This window comes from Mycobacterium hackensackense (assembly GCF_025822555.1).
In the GTDB taxonomy this organism is placed as follows: Bacteria; Actinomycetota; Actinomycetes; order Mycobacteriales; family Mycobacteriaceae; genus Mycobacterium; species Mycobacterium fluoranthenivorans.
The window spans coordinates 507,091-524,806 of the sequence record NZ_JACKUC010000031.1 but is presented as its reverse complement, the minus strand read 5'-3'; the positions used below and the strand labels follow the sequence as shown (position 1 = coordinate 524,806).

The window sequence follows — 17,716 nt, the reverse complement described above, 5'->3', positions numbered from 1 at the left end:
ATCCATGCCAGAAGGGCACACGCTGCACCGGCTGGCCCGGTTGCATCAGAAGCGGTTCGGCCGCGCGCCGGTGGCGGTATCCAGCCCTCAGGGCCGGTTCGGCGACGCGGCCGCGGTGAACGGTCTGGTCCTGCGCAAGGCCGATGCCTGGGGCAAGCACCTGTTCCACCACTACGACGACGGCGCGGTGGTGCACGTGCACCTGGGTCTGTACGGCACCTTCACCGAGTGGCCGGTGCCCCCGGAACAGACACAGCCGTTGCCGGTCGGCCAGGTGCGGATGCGGATGGTCGGCGCCGAATACGGCACCGATCTGCGCGGGCCCACGGTGTGCGAACTGATCGACGAACCCGCCGTCGAGGACGTGGTGGCCCGGCTGGGCCCCGACCCGCTGCGCGCCGATGCCGACCCTGAGTTGGCGTGGAAACGAATCACCAAGTCCCGCAGGACCATCGGCGGGCTGTTGATGGATCAGGCGGTAATGGCCGGCGTGGGCAACGTGTACCGCAGTGAGTTGCTGTTCCGGCACCGGATCGATCCGTACCGTCCCGGCACGCATCTCGACGCGGGCGAATTCGGGGAGATGTGGACCGATCTGGTGGCCCTGATGAAGGTCGGGGTCCGCCGGGGCAAGATCGTCGTCGTCCGTCCGGAGCACGACCACGGCGCACCGTCCTATCGGGAGGGCCGGCCGCGCACCTACGTGTACCGCCGCGCGGGCGACCCCTGCCGGGTGTGTGGCACGACCATACGCACCGCCGAACTGGAGGCACGCAACGTCTTCTGGTGTCCGAGCTGCCAGTCCTGAGGGGTAGGCCGGGCGCGCCGGCGACTTTGACGGGACAATCGACTCCGTGGAATTGATCCTCGTCGTCGTCGGCGCCATCCTGGTCACCGCCATCGCCCACCGCCGCGGGTTCGAACCCGCGCTGATGATCGTGGTCGTCGGCATCGTGGTCTCGTTCCTGCCCGGATTCGAGGCGCCGGAGCTCGATTCGCACATCCTGCTCACGGTGGTGCTGCCGCCGCTGCTGTACTCGGCGGCGCTGGACTTCTCATTCCCCACGTTCCTGCGCAATATCCGGCCGATTCTGGGTCTGGGTGTCGGCCTGGTCGTGGTCAGCGCGTTCGCGGTTGCCGCGGTGTCGTCCTGGCTGGCGCTGGTACCGCTGACCTTCGGCACCGCGCTGGTGCTCGGTGCCATCGTGGCGCCACCGGATGCCGTGACGGCCGTGGCGGTGGGACGCAAACTGGGCCTGCCCAAACGGGTGATGGCCATCCTCACCGGCGAGAGCCTGATCAACGACGCCGCGGCCCTGGCGCTGTTCTCGGTGGCGGTCGCGCAGGTGGCCGGCAGCCACACCTTCATCGAGAACCCGTTCCTGCTCTTCGGTTACAGCGCCGTGGTCGGGCCGCTGGTGGGCGTGGCGCTGGGGTATGCGACGTTGTGGATCCGCCGCCGGCTGGCCAATCCTGGACTGGAGACGGTGCAGGGCCTGCTGGTGCCGTTCGCGGCGTTCATCGTCGCCGAGGAGATGCACGCCTCGGGTGTGCTCGCGGTCGTGGTCGCCGGATTCGTGGTCGGCAACGGCACTTTGGGCGCGGGCTACCAGACCAGGTTGCAGGAGCGCTACGTATGGAATTCGGTCGACGTGCTGTTGGAGGCGTTCGTTTTCGCCTATATCGGCCTGCATCTGCGGTTCGTGCTGGAGGACCTGCGCGAGGCCCACGAATCCCTGGTGGAAGTGGCGGTCGCATCGGCCATCGTCCTGGTGATCGTGCTGGCCATCCGGCCGTTGTCGGTGTTCGCGATGTTCGGTCGCAACAAGCTGTTCCGCCATGTCGAGACCCGGCTGAGCGTGCCCGCGCCCGAGCACGGCCGCGGTGCGCTCGGCACGCGACGGAAACCTCCGGGCAAGTGGCGTTCCCGGATCGACCGGCGCACCTTGAGTTGGCAGGAGAACGTGGTGGTGTCGTGGACCGGGATGCGCGGGGTGGTCACCCTCGCCGCCGCGGCCGCGATTCCCGTCACGACGATGGACGGCGAACCGTTCCCGGAGCGCGCGACCATCCAGGCCATCGCCTTCGTGGTCAGTGTCGGCACCTTGCTCATCCAGGGCTGGTCGCTGCCATGGCTGATCCGCCGTCTGCGGCTGTCCCGGTTCAACGACGACCACGCCGCCGACCGCGAAGAGGAGCTGAAAGCCGAACGTGTGGTGCACTCGGCGGCCGACGAGGTACTGACCGAGTTCCGGGCCAACCCGCCCGCGGATATGGACCCCCGGATGCTCGCCGAGATTCGCGCTGCCGTCGCCCGGCATTCAGAAGATGTCGACGAGATGCCCGACCCGGAGGCGCCCACCAAACGGGCGAAAGTGTTCTCCGCGCTCTACCGCGATGTGCTGGCTGCCCAGCGTGCCGCCCTGATCGCCGAACGCGACGAGGGGCGCATCGAAGACGAAGCGGTGCGGGCCATGCTGGAGCGGCTGGACCTGCAGGAGGCCGGTGTGTCGTCCCGGTTGGAGAGCCGCCTGTAAGTCAGCTACCGCCGCAGCCTCCGCCGCCCCCACAGCCTCCGCCGCCGCAGCTCGAACCGCTGCAACTCGATCCGGAGCCGCTGTCCCCGCTTCCGCTGCCGGTGTCCCACACGCCGTCGGAGCCGGAACTCTGGTCGAACCCCTGCTGGAAGCCCTGATCGAAGCCGGCCCCGTACCCGTTCTCGAAACCCTGTGCGCCGTAATCGACTCCGTGCATACCGGAGAACAACGTGTCGAACAGCAACACCGAGCCCACCCCCCAGGCGCCGGCCATCAGGGCCGGTTTCCACCACGGTTCGGAGTACCAGCCGGCCGGGACCGGACGGCCGGCCACCCGGCCGCCGGGGTAGTAGTTGGGCGTGCGCTGTGACGGGGTGGGGGAGGCTTCGACCTGCCTGCCCTGCACCGTCACCTTGCGATCCTCGGTGACCGCTCCGGCCGAACGCTGGCCGCTCAGCGTTTCCAGTTCAGGCCCGGGATCCAGACCCATCGCCGCCCGGGCGGCGCGGACGTAATAGAGCCCTTCGATCGCGCTCTCCTTGGCGAACGCGGCTTGACGCGCCGTCGTGGCCTGATCGATCTGGGATGCGGCGGCGTTGTAACGCTCAGAGGCGTCGGCCAGCGCCTGTTTGGAGGCGTCGTCGGTGCCGGTCAGGTTGACCACCTGGCCGCCGAGCCGCTCGATGACCCGGCGAGCGTCCGCTTTGGCGTCGCCGAGCGCCGCGGCGTTGCGGGTTCCGGCTGCCTTCGACGAGGCGTACACCAGCAGCCCGATGCCTGCCACCACGAACAGGATGAGGATCAGCAGAATGCCGTTCATGGCGCTCAGCGTAGCCATGGCGCAGGCTGTGCACCTGCTACCGATCCCACCTTTATGTCGTCAGGTCAGAAGTCGAATCCGCCGAAGTCCCCGCCGCCGTCGAACCCGCCGAAGTCACCGCCCCCGTCGGAGCCGCCCCAGCTGTCGCCGCCCCAGCCACCGTCGGAGCCCACGTCCTGGCCGCCGTCGGCGGACAGCTCACCTTGTTCGAAGCCCTGCTGGAAGCCGTCACCGTAGCCGTTCTCGAAACCCTGTGCGCCGTAGTCCACTCCGTGCATACCGGAGAACAGTGCATCGAACAGCAGCACCGAGCCGATACCCCAGGCGCCGGCCACCAGGGCGGGCTTCCACCACGGTTCGGAGTACCAGCCGGCCGGGACCGGACGGCCGGCCACCCGGCCGCCGGGGTAGTAGTTGGGCGTGCGCTGCGATGGCGTGGGGGAGGCCTCGATCTCCTTGCCCTCGAACTGGATTCGGCGATCCTCCATGACCGCTCCGGCTGAGCGCTGACCGTCCAAGGTCTCAAGTTCCGGGCCGGGATCCATGCCCATCGCGGTACGCGCGGCCCGCACGTAATACAGGCCTTCGATGGCGCTCTCCTTGGCCAGCAGCGCCTGCTTGGCGGTGGTGGCCTGGTCGATCTGCGATGACGCGGCGGTGTAACGCTCGGACGCGTCCGCGAGCGCCTGCTTCGCGGCGTCATCGGTGCCGGTCAGGTTGAACACCTGGCCGCCGAGCCGCTCGATGACCCGCCGGGCGTCAGCCTTCGCGTCGGCCAGCGAGGCAGCGGTGCGTTGCCCGGTTGCCTTCTTCGAGGTGTAGATCGCGAAGCCGATGGCCGCGATGACCAGGACGATGAGCATGAGCAGCAGGCCGTTCATGATTTTCAGCGTACCGACAGGAAGCGGCTGTTCCCTGCCCCGCGCGGTTGTCCGCTGAGAGCGGAACTCAGGTGCGCCGCGACGGTACGGCCGCTGTCGGTCGTTCGCCCGCTACATCTACTGCCGTGCAGTGCGTTTGGCGTTGTCCGGGGGCAATGCGGTCAGACTGACGTCGCCGCCGTAGATCTCCAGCACGCGCGGATCCATCACCCGGCGCCACAACGGCGGACACAGTGCAAGGGTCAGCATCGACACATATCCGCCCGGCAGTTGTGGTGCTTGGTCGTCCAGGCGGACTGCCTGGTAGCGACGCACCGGGTTCAGGTGATGGTCGGAATGTCGCTGCAGATGCAGCAGGAAGACGTTGGTCAGGACGGCATTCCCGTTCCAGCAGTGCGCGGGGCGAAGTCGTTCGTACCGACCGGAGGGCAGTCGGCGTCGGCGCAGTCCGTAGTGGGACACGTAGTTCATCGCTTCGAGGAGGAACATCCCGATCACTGCCTGGCCCGCCAGCCAAGGCAGGTCGACGGCGCCGAACCACAACGCCAGCCCGGTGAACAGGGCCGCGCTGATCAGCCACGCGTTGAGCACATCGTTTCGCAGCGACCAGCGTGAATGTCCTTTGCGGGCGAGCCGTTTGGCTTCCAGACCCAGGGCCGAGCTGGTACCTCCGGTCACCGAGCGGATGGCGAAGGCGTAGACGTTCTCCCCGAACCGGGCGCTCGCCGGATCCTCGGCGGTGGCCACCCGCACGTGGTGTCCGCGATTGTGTTCGACGTAGAACTGCCCGTAGAAAGTCTGCGCCAGTGCCAGCTTGCTCAGCCATCGTTCGGCGCGGGCGCGTTTGTGCCCCAATTCGTGGGCGGCATTGTTGGCGATGCCGCCCACCACGCCGGTGGTCACCATCAATCCGAGCTTCCCGAGCGGGGAGATGCTGAGCCAACCGCCACCGCTCCACAGCCAGCACGCGAAGATCAACGAGAGGTACTGCGCGGGCAGATACAGGTGAGTGGCTGCGCGGTAGTACCGGTCACCTTCCAGCGCGGACAGTGCATGGTCCGGCGCGCGGTTCCGCGCCTCCTGGCCGATCAAGTGATCGATGGCCGGTATCACCACGAAGGTGAGGGCCGCGCCGGTCCACCAGAACGCCGGCCAGCCGGTGGTCCACACCAGCAACCAAGACAGTCCGACCATCCCGGGGATTGTCGGGACCATGAGCCAGAGATACCGCTTCGGATCTCGCCAGTTCGCCAGAGCTATCTTGTGAGGGCTGTGCGTCTTCGGTTGCTCGCGCTCCGTCGAAGGGGGCGGATACACGGTCATCCGATACTTATACCGTGACCTAATTGCGTATGCAATCGCCACCGCCGCCGAGTGGAGATAAGTCTCATTCTTGGCCTCTAACTGGCAATATGATGGATGTCGAGGTTTGGGGAGATGCCATCCGCGGCCGTGCTTGAGATTATCGCGTCAGTCAATTTGCAGCATATTCCCAGAATGTCGAATAGCTCCTGGTAAATCGATTCAAGTGACCATGTCGGGTGTAGTGGCAAATTTTTCAAAGTCGCTGCAATGTCGGTTTTCGGAGCCGTGAAACCAGAAAACCGGCCTCGGTGGGCCGGTTCTGTGGAGCGGGCGGAGGGAATCCGCACCAACCGGGGACTGAGCGTGTCGATTACTCAGTCCCCGGCTCGGTGTCGGGCCTGACCGTCAGGTCGTCGATCGAGAGTTCGGCGTGGGTCGCCGTGCCGCGACGGTCCGCAGGTGGCCGGACTCAGCCCCCGAAAGCCTTGCCAATGGCCTTCGCCACGCCGCTGACGGCCGCACCCGTGCGCTTCTGCACGTTGGTGCCCGCGGTTCCTACCTGGTTCTGCAGGTTGGTGCCTGCGGTGCCGAGCTGGTTTTGCAGGTTGGTACCCCCGGTGCCGAGCTGGTTCTGCAGGTTGGTACCCCCGGTGCCGAGCTGGTTCTGCAGGTTGGTGCCCGCAGTGCCGAGCTGGTTCTGCAGGTTGGTGGCGCCGTTGCCCAGCTGGGTGATGATGTTTTGCTGCGAATCGGCCGCCGCCGCGCCGGCTCCCGCAGTGGCGATGCCCAAAGCTACTGCGAAGCCGCTGCCTGCCACTGCCACGGCCGTCATTGCCTTGCGCCGCGTCCCCTGAATTCGAGCCATGACTTTCCTCCCTATAGCAAACGCCTTTGTTGGCTCTTGGAGGTTACCACAACGGTTGCCTGGGCGGCCATAGCCGTGACCATCTCGCGACCGAGGATTGTATTGACTCCATGGTTAATTGTTTGCCGGTGGGGCGTCGAGCGGGAGCTGCCCGTCGGCGTGAACGCGCTCGCCCTGATGGTCCTTCCGTGCCGCCGAGCATGTCGCGAGTCAATAAAGATGCACGTAGAAGCAGGATTATGAGGGCGAGTTCTTCTGCTTGAAGCTCTGGAACTCGGTGTTGTCGGCGTCCGACAAACGCGGTAGGGCGACGGTGTGCACTTGCTGGCCTTGGATAGGAATCAAGTTTTGATCTCGAGGAATCTATGCGTCGTGCACTTTACGAGGAGGTAGCCGGAGGGAATCGGCAGCAAACTCACCTCGGATGCACAGGCCGCCGGTGAACCGCATTTCGGTCCAGGGTGGGTCCGCGGAGTGGTCGGCACGCCAGCGAAATGGGAGCGAGGCGACGAATCTTCGGAGGTGCGGGGCCGCTTGGAGTTGCTGATCGGCGGGCGTACCCAATCGGCTCGATGCGAGGCGGGGCTGGGTACCGTGGGCGCGGAAAATCGAGCCCTACCGGCGGTGTCGTCGGTAGGGCCTGTTTGGTGGGGCTGGCGACGGGAACGTCACGCGGATAGGTCCGCCTCCCACCCGCGAACTGTGACGGATGTCGCTTCTGCTCTCGAAAAGTGACGGATAACTCAAGTTTTGGCAAAAATTGACGGCTTCGTCATGGGCTTCCATACTTAACCGAAATTGCTCGGGGGTCGTGCGTCGTGGTCGATGGGGGCGAGCCCGTCGGCTCGCAACCCCAGACGCATGCACGGAGGCGATCGTGACCAGCGAACTGCTCATTCGTCGGATTTCTGCGGCCTTCCGCAGGGTCGGACTCCACGTGAAAGATCGACAGATCTTCGCGACGGTGGTGGCGCTGGCTAGCGTCGCGACTCTCACATTCGCCTACTGGTGCACGGTACCCGCGGTTTCAGCAAATTTGTGGCCGCAACGCCTCCAGCTCGGCTCGGCTGATCCCGGCAGTATCGTCGGCACCACTTCGCTGACTGCCGTCACCCCAGAGATCAGAGCCCTCAGTGCCGCGTCCGTCCGGATCGTGTACCGCTCGACGCATGCCCCTTCGGGCGAACTCGTCGAGGTGTCGGGGGCGTTCTTCGTTCCCACCGGGACTGCGCCCGCCGGCGGTTGGCCGGTCGTGGCCGTCGCTCATCAGGGCGAGGGAACCGACGAACCGTGCGCACCGTCGCGCAGCAGCAGCCTGTTGGGGAACGCACCCCTTGTCGCCACGCTGTTGAAAAGCGGTTATGCCGTCACTGTCAGCGACTACGCCGGCCTGGGAGAACCCGGACGGGCCAATGACTACCTCGACGTGACCACTGCCGGTCGGAACGTGATCGACTCTGTCCGCGCCCTACGCGCAGCGTTTCCGGATATCTCGAATCGATGGGCTGCGTTCGGCACGCGACTCGGTGGTGCGGCCGTCTGGGCGGCCGATCAACAGGCAGCCGGCTACGCCGCCGAGATGAACCTGGTCGGTGCGGCCGCCCGTTCGCCATTGGGTGATCTCGCGCCGCTCCTCGAACGAGCCCGGACCGGATCACTCACCATCGACCAGCGCAAGGTCCTGCTCTGGTCGATGACCTCGTTGTCCCGCCAGCATCCCGGTCTGAATCTGGATGACTACCGACGCGGTGCGGTCGCCAACGACTGGGACGCGATGACAAAGTGCTTCGGGGCTGATGTTGGTCGTGGTGAACTCGCGATCGCGGCGATGGACACCGAAGACCTGGCGCCTTCGACGCCCACCGCTGCCGCGGTACTGGACAACCTGGTGCACGCTCGCGCCCTGCCCGACCTACCGTTGAGCGCGCCCCTGTCCGTCGTCAACGACTCCGATGACGCCGTTGTCGATCCTCAGTGGAACAACGAGGAAATCACCAAGGCGTGCAGGCGAGGCGACAGCATCTCCTGGCGCACCGATGCCGCCCCGGCGGCGCAGAAGACGAACGGCAATGCGCTCGCGGCCTCGGCAACAAGCCAAATCGGCTGGCTTGCCAATAGATTCGCTGGAATGCCGCTCGCCAACGGGTGCGGTTCGGTTTCGGTGAGCAGCCCCGGCGCCGGCACGTTGCTGTCTACCGAGGACATTCCCGGCGTTGCGGTCGAGCTGGGATTGCCGGCCGGGGCGAGGGCAGCGCGCGTGACGTACCAATCAACGCAGGGCGATACCGGATCGTCGACAGTCGTTTCCGGAACCGTTTTCGCGCCCGCCGGCGATCCGCCGGCCGGCGGCTGGGCGGCGTTCGCATTCGGGCATGGCACGACCGGCATCCAGCAAGAGTGCGGTCCGTCTGTCCTGCTTCAAGGGGCGAATACCTGGCTGGCCTCCGCAGTGGGGCCGCCTATCGCCAAGCTGCTCGAACTGGGCTTCGCGGTCAGCTTCCCGGACTACGAAGGACTGGGCGCTCCAGGTGTCCACCGCTACATCGACTTTCGCACAGCCGGTCTGAACATGATCGACTCCGTGCGCGCACTCCGGGCGGCCTTTCCGGGCGTCTCGACGCGCTGGGCCGCCATCGGTACGTCCCAAGGCGCTGGTGCCACCTGGTCTGCCGACGAGCAATCCGACAGCTACGCGCCGGAACTCCAACTCATCGGTGCCGTGGCCTTGGCGCCGCCCGCGGACTTGACCGGCATCGTGGACAAGGTCATCCGCGGTGACATCACCCCGAATCAACTCGGCGTACTACAGCTGATTCTTGCCTCACTTGCTCGTGAAGACGTGGGCCTGGATGTCGACGAATTCCGCCGGGGATCCGCCGCGGAGAACTGGGCGGTCCTCAGCTCGTGCGACGTCCCCGAGGCAGAGGCCCGGTCGGCTGCGCTCAAGGAGCTCACGGCGGCAGACCTGGTGCCGGCGACTCCCGAGGCCGCGGACAAACTGCGCGACTTGCTGGCACGTCGGAAGCTGCCGCAACACCGGATGTCGGCCCCGATATTCATCGTGTACGGGACGGGGGATCTGCTCATCGATTCGGGGTGGATCTCGGGTGCCATCGCCCGGGCCTGCGCGCTCGGAGGCACGATCGCCTTCGAAGCACAGGACGGGCGAGGCCACGACAATCTGGACGTGACACCTGCGCTCAGTTGGCTGCTCGACAGGTTGGCCAACCGGCCCGTTGTCAATGACTGTCCCGGACGGGCGTGACGCTGGTCGGCATCCGGTGGAGGGCCCCGTATCGCGACCAGTCAGCAAACACAAAAACCGCCCGTTGCCAGGCGGTTCTGTGGAGCGGGCGACGGGAATCGAACCCGCGTAGCTAGTTTGGAAGACTAGGGCTCTACCATTGAGCTACGCCCGCTTGTTCGTGCAACGGAAGACTGTACCGGCGAGGACGTGGACAAAGCCAATTGACGGTCCTGCGTGTCGAACCCGTAGTATTCCGACCGCAGTGAAACACGGGGTGTAGCGCAGCTTGGTAGCGCATCCGCTTTGGGAGCGGAAGGCCGCAGGTTCAAATCCTGTCACCCCGACCCAACGGTCCTACAGGTCCAGTACCAGTCGCTCGCAGGTCGATTTCGCCCTGGACACGCACACCAGCATCTGTCCGCATCGGCGCTGCTCCTCGGTGAGCAGGTCGTCACGATGGTCCACCTCGCCGGACACCACCCGCTGCACACATGTACCGCAATAGCCCTGCTGGCACGAATACGCCACGGAGGGAACGGCATTGCGCAGCGCGGTGAGCGCACTCCGATCAGCGCCGACCCCCACCACGGTGCCGCAGCGGGCCAACTCCAGTTCGAACGGTCGGCCATCGACCACCGGCGCGGCGCTGAAACGCTCGCTGTGCACTTCGATACCGGAATCCCGCGGAATCGCCCGCAGCACCGCGTCGACCATCGGCGGCGGCCCGCACACATACACCGCTGTTGTCGGATCCACCCCGTCGAGCAGGGCCGCGGCGCTCGGCATCCCGTGTTCGTCGTCGGTCCGCACGTGCACCTTCTCGCCGTAGGGCGCCAGCTCGTCCACGAACGCCAGGGCGTCCCGGTGGCGGCCGGTGTAGTGCAGCGTCCACGGCGTGCCCTGTTGTTCGGCGAGCCGGACCATCGACAGAATCGGCGTGATGCCGATGCCACCGGCGATGAAATGCAATTTCGACGCGCGCGACGCCGAGCCCGGCAGCGGCATCATGAACGCGTTGCGCGGATCGCTCACCTCGACCAGGCGGCCGGTGCTCAGGCCATGCACCTCGACCGAACCGCCCGCGCCTTCTGGGCTGTGCCGCACCGCAATTCGGTACTCATCTCGTCGCCCCGGATCGCCGCACAGCGAATACTGCCGGATCAGGCCGGACGGCAGGTGCACATCGAGGTGCGCGCCCGGGTTCCATCGCGGCAGGGGCGTGTCGTCGAGCGGGGTCAGGGTGAGTGCCAGCACCTGGCCGTCGGCGGTGACCCTGCGCCGGTCCGCGATGCGCATCGTCGTGCGGTTCACCGCGGCCGGTAGCTCCGGCGGTTCGCTGTCACCGCCCAGGCGCGTCACCACCGAGAGGAAGTGGGGCACCGCGGCACCCGCGATCCGAATCAGCAGATCGGGCGTCTTGGCGCGGTACAGGCCGCGCGGCGGTTCACCGACGTAGGGCTTGACGAGCGCACGTAGCGAGCGGCGCATCATCCGTGCATGACGCGTGCGGCGGGGGAGGCGGCCAGGTACGCGACGGCCTGGGCGGTGCTGCCTTCGTCGACCGGGTTGTAGTCGCGGCGCAGCAGCCGCGAGCCGGTCCGGCACAGGTAGGCGATGGTGGGCAGCGAGCCCCGCTTGCCTGACGCGCGCATTTTCCACAGCAGCCGGACGTATCCCAGGTTGGGTAGTTGGGGATCGGCGTGGACCAGGAACTTCAGGCCGCGCAGCACGAGGGCGAAGAACACGACGCTGACCATGAGGCCGGCCGCCGCTTGCGCGAAGTAGTCCATGCCGAAGTACTTGGCCACGTTGTAGGACACGTGCCGGTGCTCCACTTCCTCGGCACCGTGCCAGCGCATCAGATCCGCCATCATCGGATCGACGCCCAGGCTGTCCCATTCGTTGTTCAAGGCCCAGTGCCCCAGCACTCCGGTGAAATGCTCGGCCGCACTGAGCGCATGGGTCCCGGAGGTCAGCGCCTTGCGGCGCCGGGTGGGACTGGTAATCCGTGCCATCCGAAGGTCGTACTGACCGGCGACCCATTCCAGCTGGTCCAGAAACGGGGTGGGGTCGATGCCGTGCCGACGCACGAACTCGACGAGCACGTCATCGTGGGTCCTGGCGTGGATGGCTTCCTGGCCGATGAATCCGATGATCTGCTCGCGCAACCGCTCGTCGCGGACGTACTCGAGCGCCTCGGTGAGCAGGTTGGCGAACCAACGCTCCGCGACCGGCAGGAACAGGTTCAACGCAGTGGTGGCGTGTGAGCCATAGGGGTCGCCGGGCATCCAGTGCAGCGGGGTCTCGTCCCACCCGAACTTCGCATCGCGTGGTCGCAGGGCCACTTCCTCGGGTGCGAATTCGTCCACAGGGCTCGGGTACCCGAGCCGCGGCTGAGTCACGACGGACCTCCTTTTGGGGTGACTTTGGCATATGGCTGCATACCCGTAAGGGTGTTTGGCCATCCCGTTCACGTATTCGGTACACCCAGCGGTTCAGATTGGTCGGAATCGGGATCGCCGACCCTCGGGAGCGCTGCTCGGGGACGCCAAGTGTCAGGTGGCCAAGCTCGTCAACTACCCTGTTCGCGAAGCGCGCGGCGCTGCTGAAGGCGACAGATGACGACACCTTTAGCCCCTCGCACGCCGCGATGCCACCAGAAGACGCATACAGGAGTAACGCAGTGAAAAGCACGGTCGAGAAGCTGAGCCCCACTCGGGTTCGGATCAACGTGGAGGTTCCCTTCGCCGAGCTGGAGCCCGATTTCGACCGGGCCTTCAAGCAGCTGGCTCAGCAGGTCCGGCTGCCCGGGTTCCGACCCGGCAAGGCGCCGCGCAAGCTTCTGGAGGCCCGTATCGGTCGCGGCGCGGTGCTGGAGCAGGTCGTCAACGACGCGCTCCCCAGCCGCTACAGCGAGGCGGTCACCACCGCCGACGTGCAGCCCCTCGGACAGCCCGATATCGAGGTCACCAAGCTCGAGGACAACGAGGAGCTGGTGTTCACCGCCGAGGTGGACATCCGCCCGGAGATCGATCTGCCCGACCTGTCCGCGCTGAAGTTCAGCGTCGACCCGATCGAGGTCAGCGACGAAGAGGTCGACACCGAGCTGCAGAACCTGCGCGCCCGGTTCGGCACCCTGACGGGCGTGGAGCGTGCGGCGGCCGAGGGTGACTTCGTCTCCATCGACCTGTCGGCCACCGTCGACGGCGAGGACGTGCCCGAGGCCAAGACCGAGGGACTGTCCCACGAGGTCGGCTCCGGCCAGCTCATCGAGGGCCTGGACGAGGCGATCACCGGGCTCAAGACCGGCGAGAGCACGACGTTCACCACCACCCTGGTCGCCGGTCCGCATGCCGGTCGGGAAGCCGAGGTGACGGTCAAGGTGAACTCGGTCAAGGAGCGCGAGCTGCCCGAGGCCGATGATGAGTTCGCCCAGCTGGCAAGCGAGTTCGACACCATCGACGAGCTCAAGGAGAGCCTGATCGAGCAGGTGCGCCGGACCAAGCGCATCCAGCAGGCCGAGCAGATCCGTGACAAGGCGCTGGAGACCCTGCTCGCCGATATCGAGGTGCCGCTGCCCGAGGCGATCGTGCAGGCCCAGGTCGACGACGCGCTGCACAACGCCATTCACGGCCTTGAGCACGATGAGGCGAAGTTCGAGGAGTCGCTGACCGAACAGGGCAGCAGCCGCGAAGAGTTCGACGCGGACAATCGCAGCAACGCCGAGAAGGCCGTCAAGACCCAGCTGCTGATGGATGCCATCGCCGACAAGCTGGACATCCAGGTCGGCCAGGCCGACCTCACCGAGCGGCTCGTCCTGATGTCGCGTCAGTACGGGCTCGAGCCGCAGCAGCTGCTGGGCTTCCTGCAGCAGAACAACCAGCTGCCGGCGATGTTCGCCGATGTGCGGCGCGGCCTGACCATCGCCGCGGTGGTGCATGGGGCGACCGTCACCGATACCGACGGCGCGGTGGTCGACACCGCCGAGTTCTTCGGTCCGGCAGGTGGCGCCGAGGCGGGCGAGGCCGAGGACGAGACCGCAGACGCCCCGGAAGCCGATACGGCCGATGAGGACGACGACGCCGAAAAGGCGGAGAAGGCCGAGAAGAAGGCGGCCAAGAAGGCTGCCAAGAAGGCCGATAAGAAGCAGGACAAGAAGGATCAAGACACCGCTGAGTGACGCTGTGAGCGAACGCGCGCCTTCTTGGGCGTGCGGTTCGCTGCGCGTTGGTTAGTGTCGGTGAACGAGTACGACAAACTCGAGAAAGCAGGTATCCAGCCGTGACTGACATGCGTTCTGGCGCGTCGGGGCTCAACCTCATCGACTCGGTGTATGAGCGGTTGCTCGCCGAGCGCATCATCTTCCTGGGCACCCAGGTCGATGACGACATCGCCAACCGGCTGTGCGCGCAGATTCTGCTGCTGGCCGCGGAAGACCCCGTCAAGGACATCCACCTGTACATCAACTCGCCCGGTGGTTCGGTGACCGCGGGTATGGCCATCTACGACACCATGGTGCTGGCGCCGTGTGATGTGGCGACCTACGCGATGGGTCTGGCCGCCTCGATGGGTGAGTTCCTGCTCGCCGCGGGCACCAAGGGCAAGCGGTACGCCCTGCCGCACGCGCGGATCATGATGCACCAGCCGTCCGCCGGTATCGGTGGTAGCGCGGCCGATATCGCGATCCAGGCCGAGCAGTTCGCGTTGACGAAGAAGGAGATGAACCGGCTCAACGCCGAGTTCACCGGCCAGACCCTGGAGCGGGTCGAGACGGACGCGGATCGCGATCGCTGGTTCACGGCGTCCGAAGCCCTGGAATACGGCTTCGTCGACCACATCATCACCAGCGTCAGCGTTAACGGCGACGGACCAGGAGCAGGTATCAAATGATGACCCCCGATATGCAGCCTGCCCACGGTGGCGTTGTGAATCCGGCTCACGCCCGGTACATCCTGCCGTCGTTCATCGAGCATTCGAGCTTCGGCGTCAAAGAGTCCAACCCGTACAACAAGCTGTTCGAGGAACGCATCATCTTCCTCGGGGTGCAGGTGGACGACGCCTCGGCCAACGACATCATGGCCCAGCTGCTGGTGCTCGAGTCGCTGGATCCCGACCGCGACATCACCATGTACATCAACTCGCCGGGTGGTTCGTTCACCTCGCTGATGGCGATCTACGACACCATGCAGTACGTCCGGGCCGATATCCAGACCGTCTGCCTGGGCCAGGCCGCCTCGGCCGCCGCGGTGCTGTTGGCCGCCGGTACCCCCGGTAAGCGGCTGGCCCTGCCCAACGCGCGCGTGCTGATTCATCAGCCCGCCGTCGGCGGTGCCATCCAGGGTCAGGTCTCGGATCTGGAGATCCAGGCCGCCGAGATCGAGCGGATGCGCACCCTGATGGACGCCACGTTGGCGCGGCACACCGGAAAGGATCCGGCCGTCATCCGCAAGGACACCGACCGCGACAAGATCCTGACGGCCGCCGAGGCCAAGGATTACGGCATCATCGACACCGTTCTGGCCTACCGGAAGCTCTCCGCACAGAACGCCTGACGCACGACATCACGAGATTGCCGTTATGGCGCGGAAGTTCGAGTAGAACGCGCCATAGCGGCAATCTCGCGTTTCAGCGCGTTGCGTCAGTAGCTGAACGTGGTGGCACCCTCGCCGATCCACTCCCACAACTGCACGGTGCCGCCGGCATCGGCGCCGTCGACGAATGTGTGTGGGTCCAGATGCTTGGCCTGAATGCAGATCGGGCACACCAGGTAGCGTCCGCCCGCTTTCTCGTAGCGCGCCATGAGCTCCGACAACGCCGGGCACCCGTCACAGGCGGTGCCCACCGCCACCCCGGGCACCACCAACCGCACCGCTTCCTTGGTCAGGAACATCATGGTCGGCCGGCCTGATTCGGCGGCACCGACGGCGACCAGGAAGGCCACCGTCACGCGTTCGGCATCCTCCAGACCGGTGGTCAGGCTGATGGCGGCCTTGTTCATCGTGTGATTCATAAGCAGATCGTGTCGCGATCCGGCGCCCGGGCACATGGGGCTTTTGCCCCATTCGTGCCTCCCTATCCGGGGTTGGCCAGCCCATGGCGCAGCGCGTACATGCTGGCCCCGATGCGGTTGGACACGCCGATCTTGGCGTAGGTGCGCTCGACGTGGTTGCGCGCGGTCTTCTCGCTGATCACGAGCGTTTCCGCGATCTCCTTGTTCGACGCACCGCGCGCGACCAGACGCAGGACATCGACCTCGCGCGGGGTGAGACCGTCGGGGCGGCCGCGGGGTCGTTCGGCGTGGTGGCCGGCCGCATGCAGCACCGCCTCGACGGCCACCGGGTCGAGGTGGCCGGCGCGCACCCGTGCGTGCAGCCGGCGTGCCGCCGACGCGGGGGTGAACGCTTCGCGGTACGGCCGGGGTTCGCAGCCGGACTGGTAGGCGACCGCCGCGGCCAGCACCCGGTCGGGCAGGCCCAGGGCGGAGTCGGGCAGGCCACGCGGATACCCCGATCCGTCCAGGCATTCGTGGTGATTGCCGGCCAGTTGCGCGACCTGCGCCAGCCCGCGCACCTGGCTGAGGATCCGCACCGTGAGATAGGGGTGCAGGCGCACGCGTTCGAACTCGCCGGCGGTCAGCGGGCCGGCTTTGGACCAGATCTGGTTGGACACCCCGATACGCCCCAGGTCGTGGACGTGTCCCGCGCGCCGGGTGAGGGCCACCGCGGCGGCGTCCAGACCGGCCGCCGCAGCCGCATCGCCGGCCAGTGCCGCCACCGCCCGGGAATGGCCGAGCGTGAACGGGCACTTGAGGTCGACGAAGTCGCCCAGAGCCGTCAGCAGCGTGTCCACGCCGCGGTCGTCGAGGCGCTCATGCCGGTCGGGCGCCTCGTGCAGCGCTGCCTGCCACGCGTCCCCGGCCACCGGCGGGGCCAGGATCGCGTCGGGGTCGCGGGTGAACACGTCGACGATCTCGGGGTCGAACTGGCCGCCGCGACGTTTGGTGGCGACGGCGACGGCGCCCGCCACCCCGCCGGTGCGGTGATGCACCTCGATCACGTCGGCCAGCTGGGCGATCCGCATCTGGATCGGGATACCGTCGCCGCGCACACCCGCGGGCATCCCGCCGCCGTCGTAGCGTTCGAAGGCGAACGTCAGCGCAGCCTGCACATCGGGCCCCAGGCCCAGCCGGTCGGCGAGCAGGGCCGCGGAGGTGCAGTGCGAGTGGATCATCGCGGACAGATGTCCGCGCGCATTGATGAGCAGCGTCGCCATCACGTTCAGGCGGTGCACCAAGGGCTCGCCACGGGCGATGTTGGCCATCAAGAAGCGCATGAACGGGAGCCCGGCGTTGTCCACCTGGTAGGTGTCGCGCCGCACGGCGATGTCATCGCCGAACCAGCGGGCGTACTCGTGGGAGTCGGCGTGACAACCGATCCACATGATCAGCGTCGTGTAGTAGATGCAGTCACGCTCGGTGCGGCTCAGACCCAACCGGTCGGAGAGCCTGGTGGCGATCAGGGCGGAGCGCAGCATGTGCTCGCCCGGCTGCCCCAGCCCCAGGTCGACCGCAACCGACAGGGCAGCGAGCAGCTCGGCACGGCTCGGTGTCTCGGCCGGCGCAGCCATGCGCCGATTATGCAGTCAGTCGACGACCGCGGTGCGCTCCGTCCGTCTCCCCGGGTGTGCCCGGTGGCCGTGGGGCCACGGTGGAGCATGGGAAAGGTGCTGCACATGAGGCTCGGGCCGTCGCCGGCGGGGTGAATATCCGCATGTGCCGGTGGACGCGCACGGTATCGTGGAGAGCGGCAATGACACCTGCGATGACTGCGTTTCCATTACACCGGCGACACGCCAGGGACACGGTCCGCGCGCCGACAGGTGCGGAGCCGCCTGGAGGGATATGTTCTCCTCCACGCGAACAAATACCACCCACGCGATTCGGTCCTATCGGTCGCAACGGGACGCAGCGAACGGGTAGCGTCGGGTGAACACCCGGAGTAACCCAACGAACGGTGTGACAAGCGGTGTGACAACCGACGGCAACAGGAAGTAGGACGCACC

Annotated in this window: 14 protein-coding genes and 2 tRNA genes; 7 read left to right on the top strand and 9 right to left on the bottom strand. The window is 66.6% G+C overall.

The annotated features are described in order from the left end of the window. Positions 1-4 precede the first annotated feature (4 nt). Positions 5-808, top strand: a complete 804-nt coding sequence (locus H7J86_RS22585; RefSeq protein ID WP_267293580.1) for an Fpg/Nei family DNA glycosylase — start codon at positions 5-7, stop codon at positions 806-808. Between the two features lie 46 nt (positions 809-854). After that, entirely contained in the window at positions 855-2,537 is a 1,683-nt protein-coding gene (locus H7J86_RS22580) for a cation:proton antiporter (protein ID WP_187096315.1), read from the top strand. 1 nt (position 2,538) lies between these two features. Here the strand turns inward: H7J86_RS22580 and H7J86_RS22575 are convergent, their stop codons facing one another. The 4 genes from H7J86_RS22575 to H7J86_RS22560 all read right to left on the bottom strand — a co-directional run bounded on the left by H7J86_RS22575 (position 2,539) and on the right by H7J86_RS22560 (position 6,408). Next, positions 2,539-3,357, bottom strand: coding sequence for a DUF1542 domain-containing protein (locus H7J86_RS22575; RefSeq protein WP_090353946.1), 819 nt, complete (start codon positions 3,355-3,357; stop codon positions 2,539-2,541). A gap of 65 nt (positions 3,358-3,422) precedes the next feature. Beyond that, the gene (locus H7J86_RS22570) at positions 3,423-4,238 is read right to left on the bottom strand and encodes a DUF1542 domain-containing protein (RefSeq protein WP_267293578.1); all 816 of its coding nucleotides are present in this window, start codon (positions 4,236-4,238) and stop codon (positions 3,423-3,425) included. A gap of 117 nt (positions 4,239-4,355) precedes the next feature. Further along, a complete protein-coding gene (locus tag H7J86_RS22565; RefSeq protein WP_235683357.1) occupies positions 4,356-5,432 on the bottom strand; it encodes an alkane 1-monooxygenase in 1,077 nt (358 codons plus the stop codon). Positions 5,433-6,012: 580 nt separating this feature from the next. Beyond that, positions 6,013-6,408, bottom strand: coding sequence for a hypothetical protein (locus H7J86_RS22560; RefSeq protein WP_139169819.1), 396 nt, complete (start codon positions 6,406-6,408; stop codon positions 6,013-6,015). A 937-nt stretch (positions 6,409-7,345) separates the two neighbouring features. Between H7J86_RS22560 and H7J86_RS22555 the strand changes: the two genes are divergently transcribed. Beyond that, positions 7,346-9,673, top strand: coding sequence for a lipase family protein (locus tag H7J86_RS22555; RefSeq protein WP_267293576.1), 2,328 nt, complete (start codon positions 7,346-7,348; stop codon positions 9,671-9,673). Between the two features lie 80 nt (positions 9,674-9,753). On the opposite strand, the gene H7J86_RS22550 is transcribed toward H7J86_RS22555, so the two are convergent. Further along, positions 9,754-9,827: transfer RNA gene (locus H7J86_RS22550), tRNA-Gly, on the bottom strand. Between the two features lie 98 nt (positions 9,828-9,925). Between H7J86_RS22550 and H7J86_RS22545 the strand changes: the two genes are divergently transcribed. Beyond that, a tRNA-Pro gene (locus H7J86_RS22545) sits at positions 9,926-9,999 on the top strand. Between the two features lie 10 nt (positions 10,000-10,009). Here H7J86_RS22545 and H7J86_RS22540 read toward each other — a convergent pair. Both H7J86_RS22540 and H7J86_RS22535 read right to left on the bottom strand, forming a co-directional pair. Further along, positions 10,010-11,143: a PDR/VanB family oxidoreductase gene (locus tag H7J86_RS22540; RefSeq protein ID WP_267293574.1), complete on the bottom strand. Its 1,134-nt coding sequence runs from the start codon at positions 11,141-11,143 to the stop codon at positions 10,010-10,012. Beyond that, a complete protein-coding gene (locus H7J86_RS22535) occupies positions 11,143-12,057 on the bottom strand; it encodes a metal-dependent hydrolase (RefSeq protein ID WP_267293572.1) in 915 nt (304 codons plus the stop codon). The genes H7J86_RS22540 and H7J86_RS22535 overlap by 1 nt, the downstream gene beginning before the upstream one ends. 281 nt (positions 12,058-12,338) lie before the next feature. Between H7J86_RS22535 and tig the strand changes: the two genes are divergently transcribed. From tig to H7J86_RS22520, 3 genes are all read left to right on the top strand, one after another. Next, positions 12,339-13,835: a trigger factor gene (gene tig / locus H7J86_RS22530; protein WP_187096309.1), complete on the top strand. Its 1,497-nt coding sequence runs from the start codon at positions 12,339-12,341 to the stop codon at positions 13,833-13,835. A gap of 110 nt (positions 13,836-13,945) precedes the next feature. Beyond that, positions 13,946-14,545 (top strand): ATP-dependent Clp protease proteolytic subunit, encoded by a 600-nt coding sequence (locus tag H7J86_RS22525; RefSeq protein WP_170847085.1) that lies wholly within the window; start codon positions 13,946-13,948, stop codon positions 14,543-14,545. 11 nt (positions 14,546-14,556) lie between these two features. Continuing rightward, positions 14,557-15,207, top strand: coding sequence for an ATP-dependent Clp protease proteolytic subunit (locus tag H7J86_RS22520; RefSeq protein WP_090353948.1), 651 nt, complete (start codon positions 14,557-14,559; stop codon positions 15,205-15,207). An 86-nt stretch (positions 15,208-15,293) separates the two neighbouring features. Here the strand turns inward: H7J86_RS22520 and H7J86_RS22515 are convergent, their stop codons facing one another. Continuing rightward, positions 15,294-15,665 (bottom strand): DsrE family protein, encoded by a 372-nt coding sequence (locus tag H7J86_RS22515; RefSeq protein WP_167161718.1) that lies wholly within the window; start codon positions 15,663-15,665, stop codon positions 15,294-15,296. Between the two features lie 62 nt (positions 15,666-15,727). Next, entirely contained in the window at positions 15,728-17,281 is a 1,554-nt protein-coding gene (locus tag H7J86_RS22510) for an HD domain-containing phosphohydrolase (protein ID WP_267293570.1), read from the bottom strand. Positions 17,282-17,716 lie beyond the last annotated feature (435 nt).

Excerpts from the sequence above, each read along its gene's own strand:
- H7J86_RS22520 (WP_090353948.1), top strand. The coding sequence starts at position 14,557 with ATGCAGCCTGCCCACGGTGGCGTTGTGAATCCGGCTCACGCCCGGTAC.
- H7J86_RS22565 (WP_235683357.1), bottom strand. The coding sequence starts at position 5,432 with ATGGTCGGACTGTCTTGGTTGCTGGTGTGGACCACCGGCTGGCCGGCG.
- H7J86_RS22570 (WP_267293578.1), bottom strand. The coding sequence starts at position 4,238 with ATGAACGGCCTGCTGCTCATGCTCATCGTCCTGGTCATCGCGGCCATC.
- H7J86_RS22525 (WP_170847085.1), top strand. The coding sequence starts at position 13,946 with ATGCGTTCTGGCGCGTCGGGGCTCAACCTCATCGACTCGGTGTATGAG.
- H7J86_RS22540 (WP_267293574.1), bottom strand. The coding sequence starts at position 11,143 with ATGCGCCGCTCGCTACGTGCGCTCGTCAAGCCCTACGTCGGTGAACCG.
- H7J86_RS22515 (WP_167161718.1), bottom strand. The coding sequence starts at position 15,665 with ATGAATCACACGATGAACAAGGCCGCCATCAGCCTGACCACCGGTCTG.
- H7J86_RS22560 (WP_139169819.1), bottom strand. The coding sequence starts at position 6,408 with ATGGCTCGAATTCAGGGGACGCGGCGCAAGGCAATGACGGCCGTGGCA.
- H7J86_RS22510 (WP_267293570.1), bottom strand. The coding sequence starts at position 17,281 with ATGGCTGCGCCGGCCGAGACACCGAGCCGTGCCGAGCTGCTCGCTGCC.
- H7J86_RS22575 (WP_090353946.1), bottom strand. The coding sequence starts at position 3,357 with ATGAACGGCATTCTGCTGATCCTCATCCTGTTCGTGGTGGCAGGCATC.
- H7J86_RS22585 (WP_267293580.1), top strand. The coding sequence starts at position 5 with ATGCCAGAAGGGCACACGCTGCACCGGCTGGCCCGGTTGCATCAGAAG.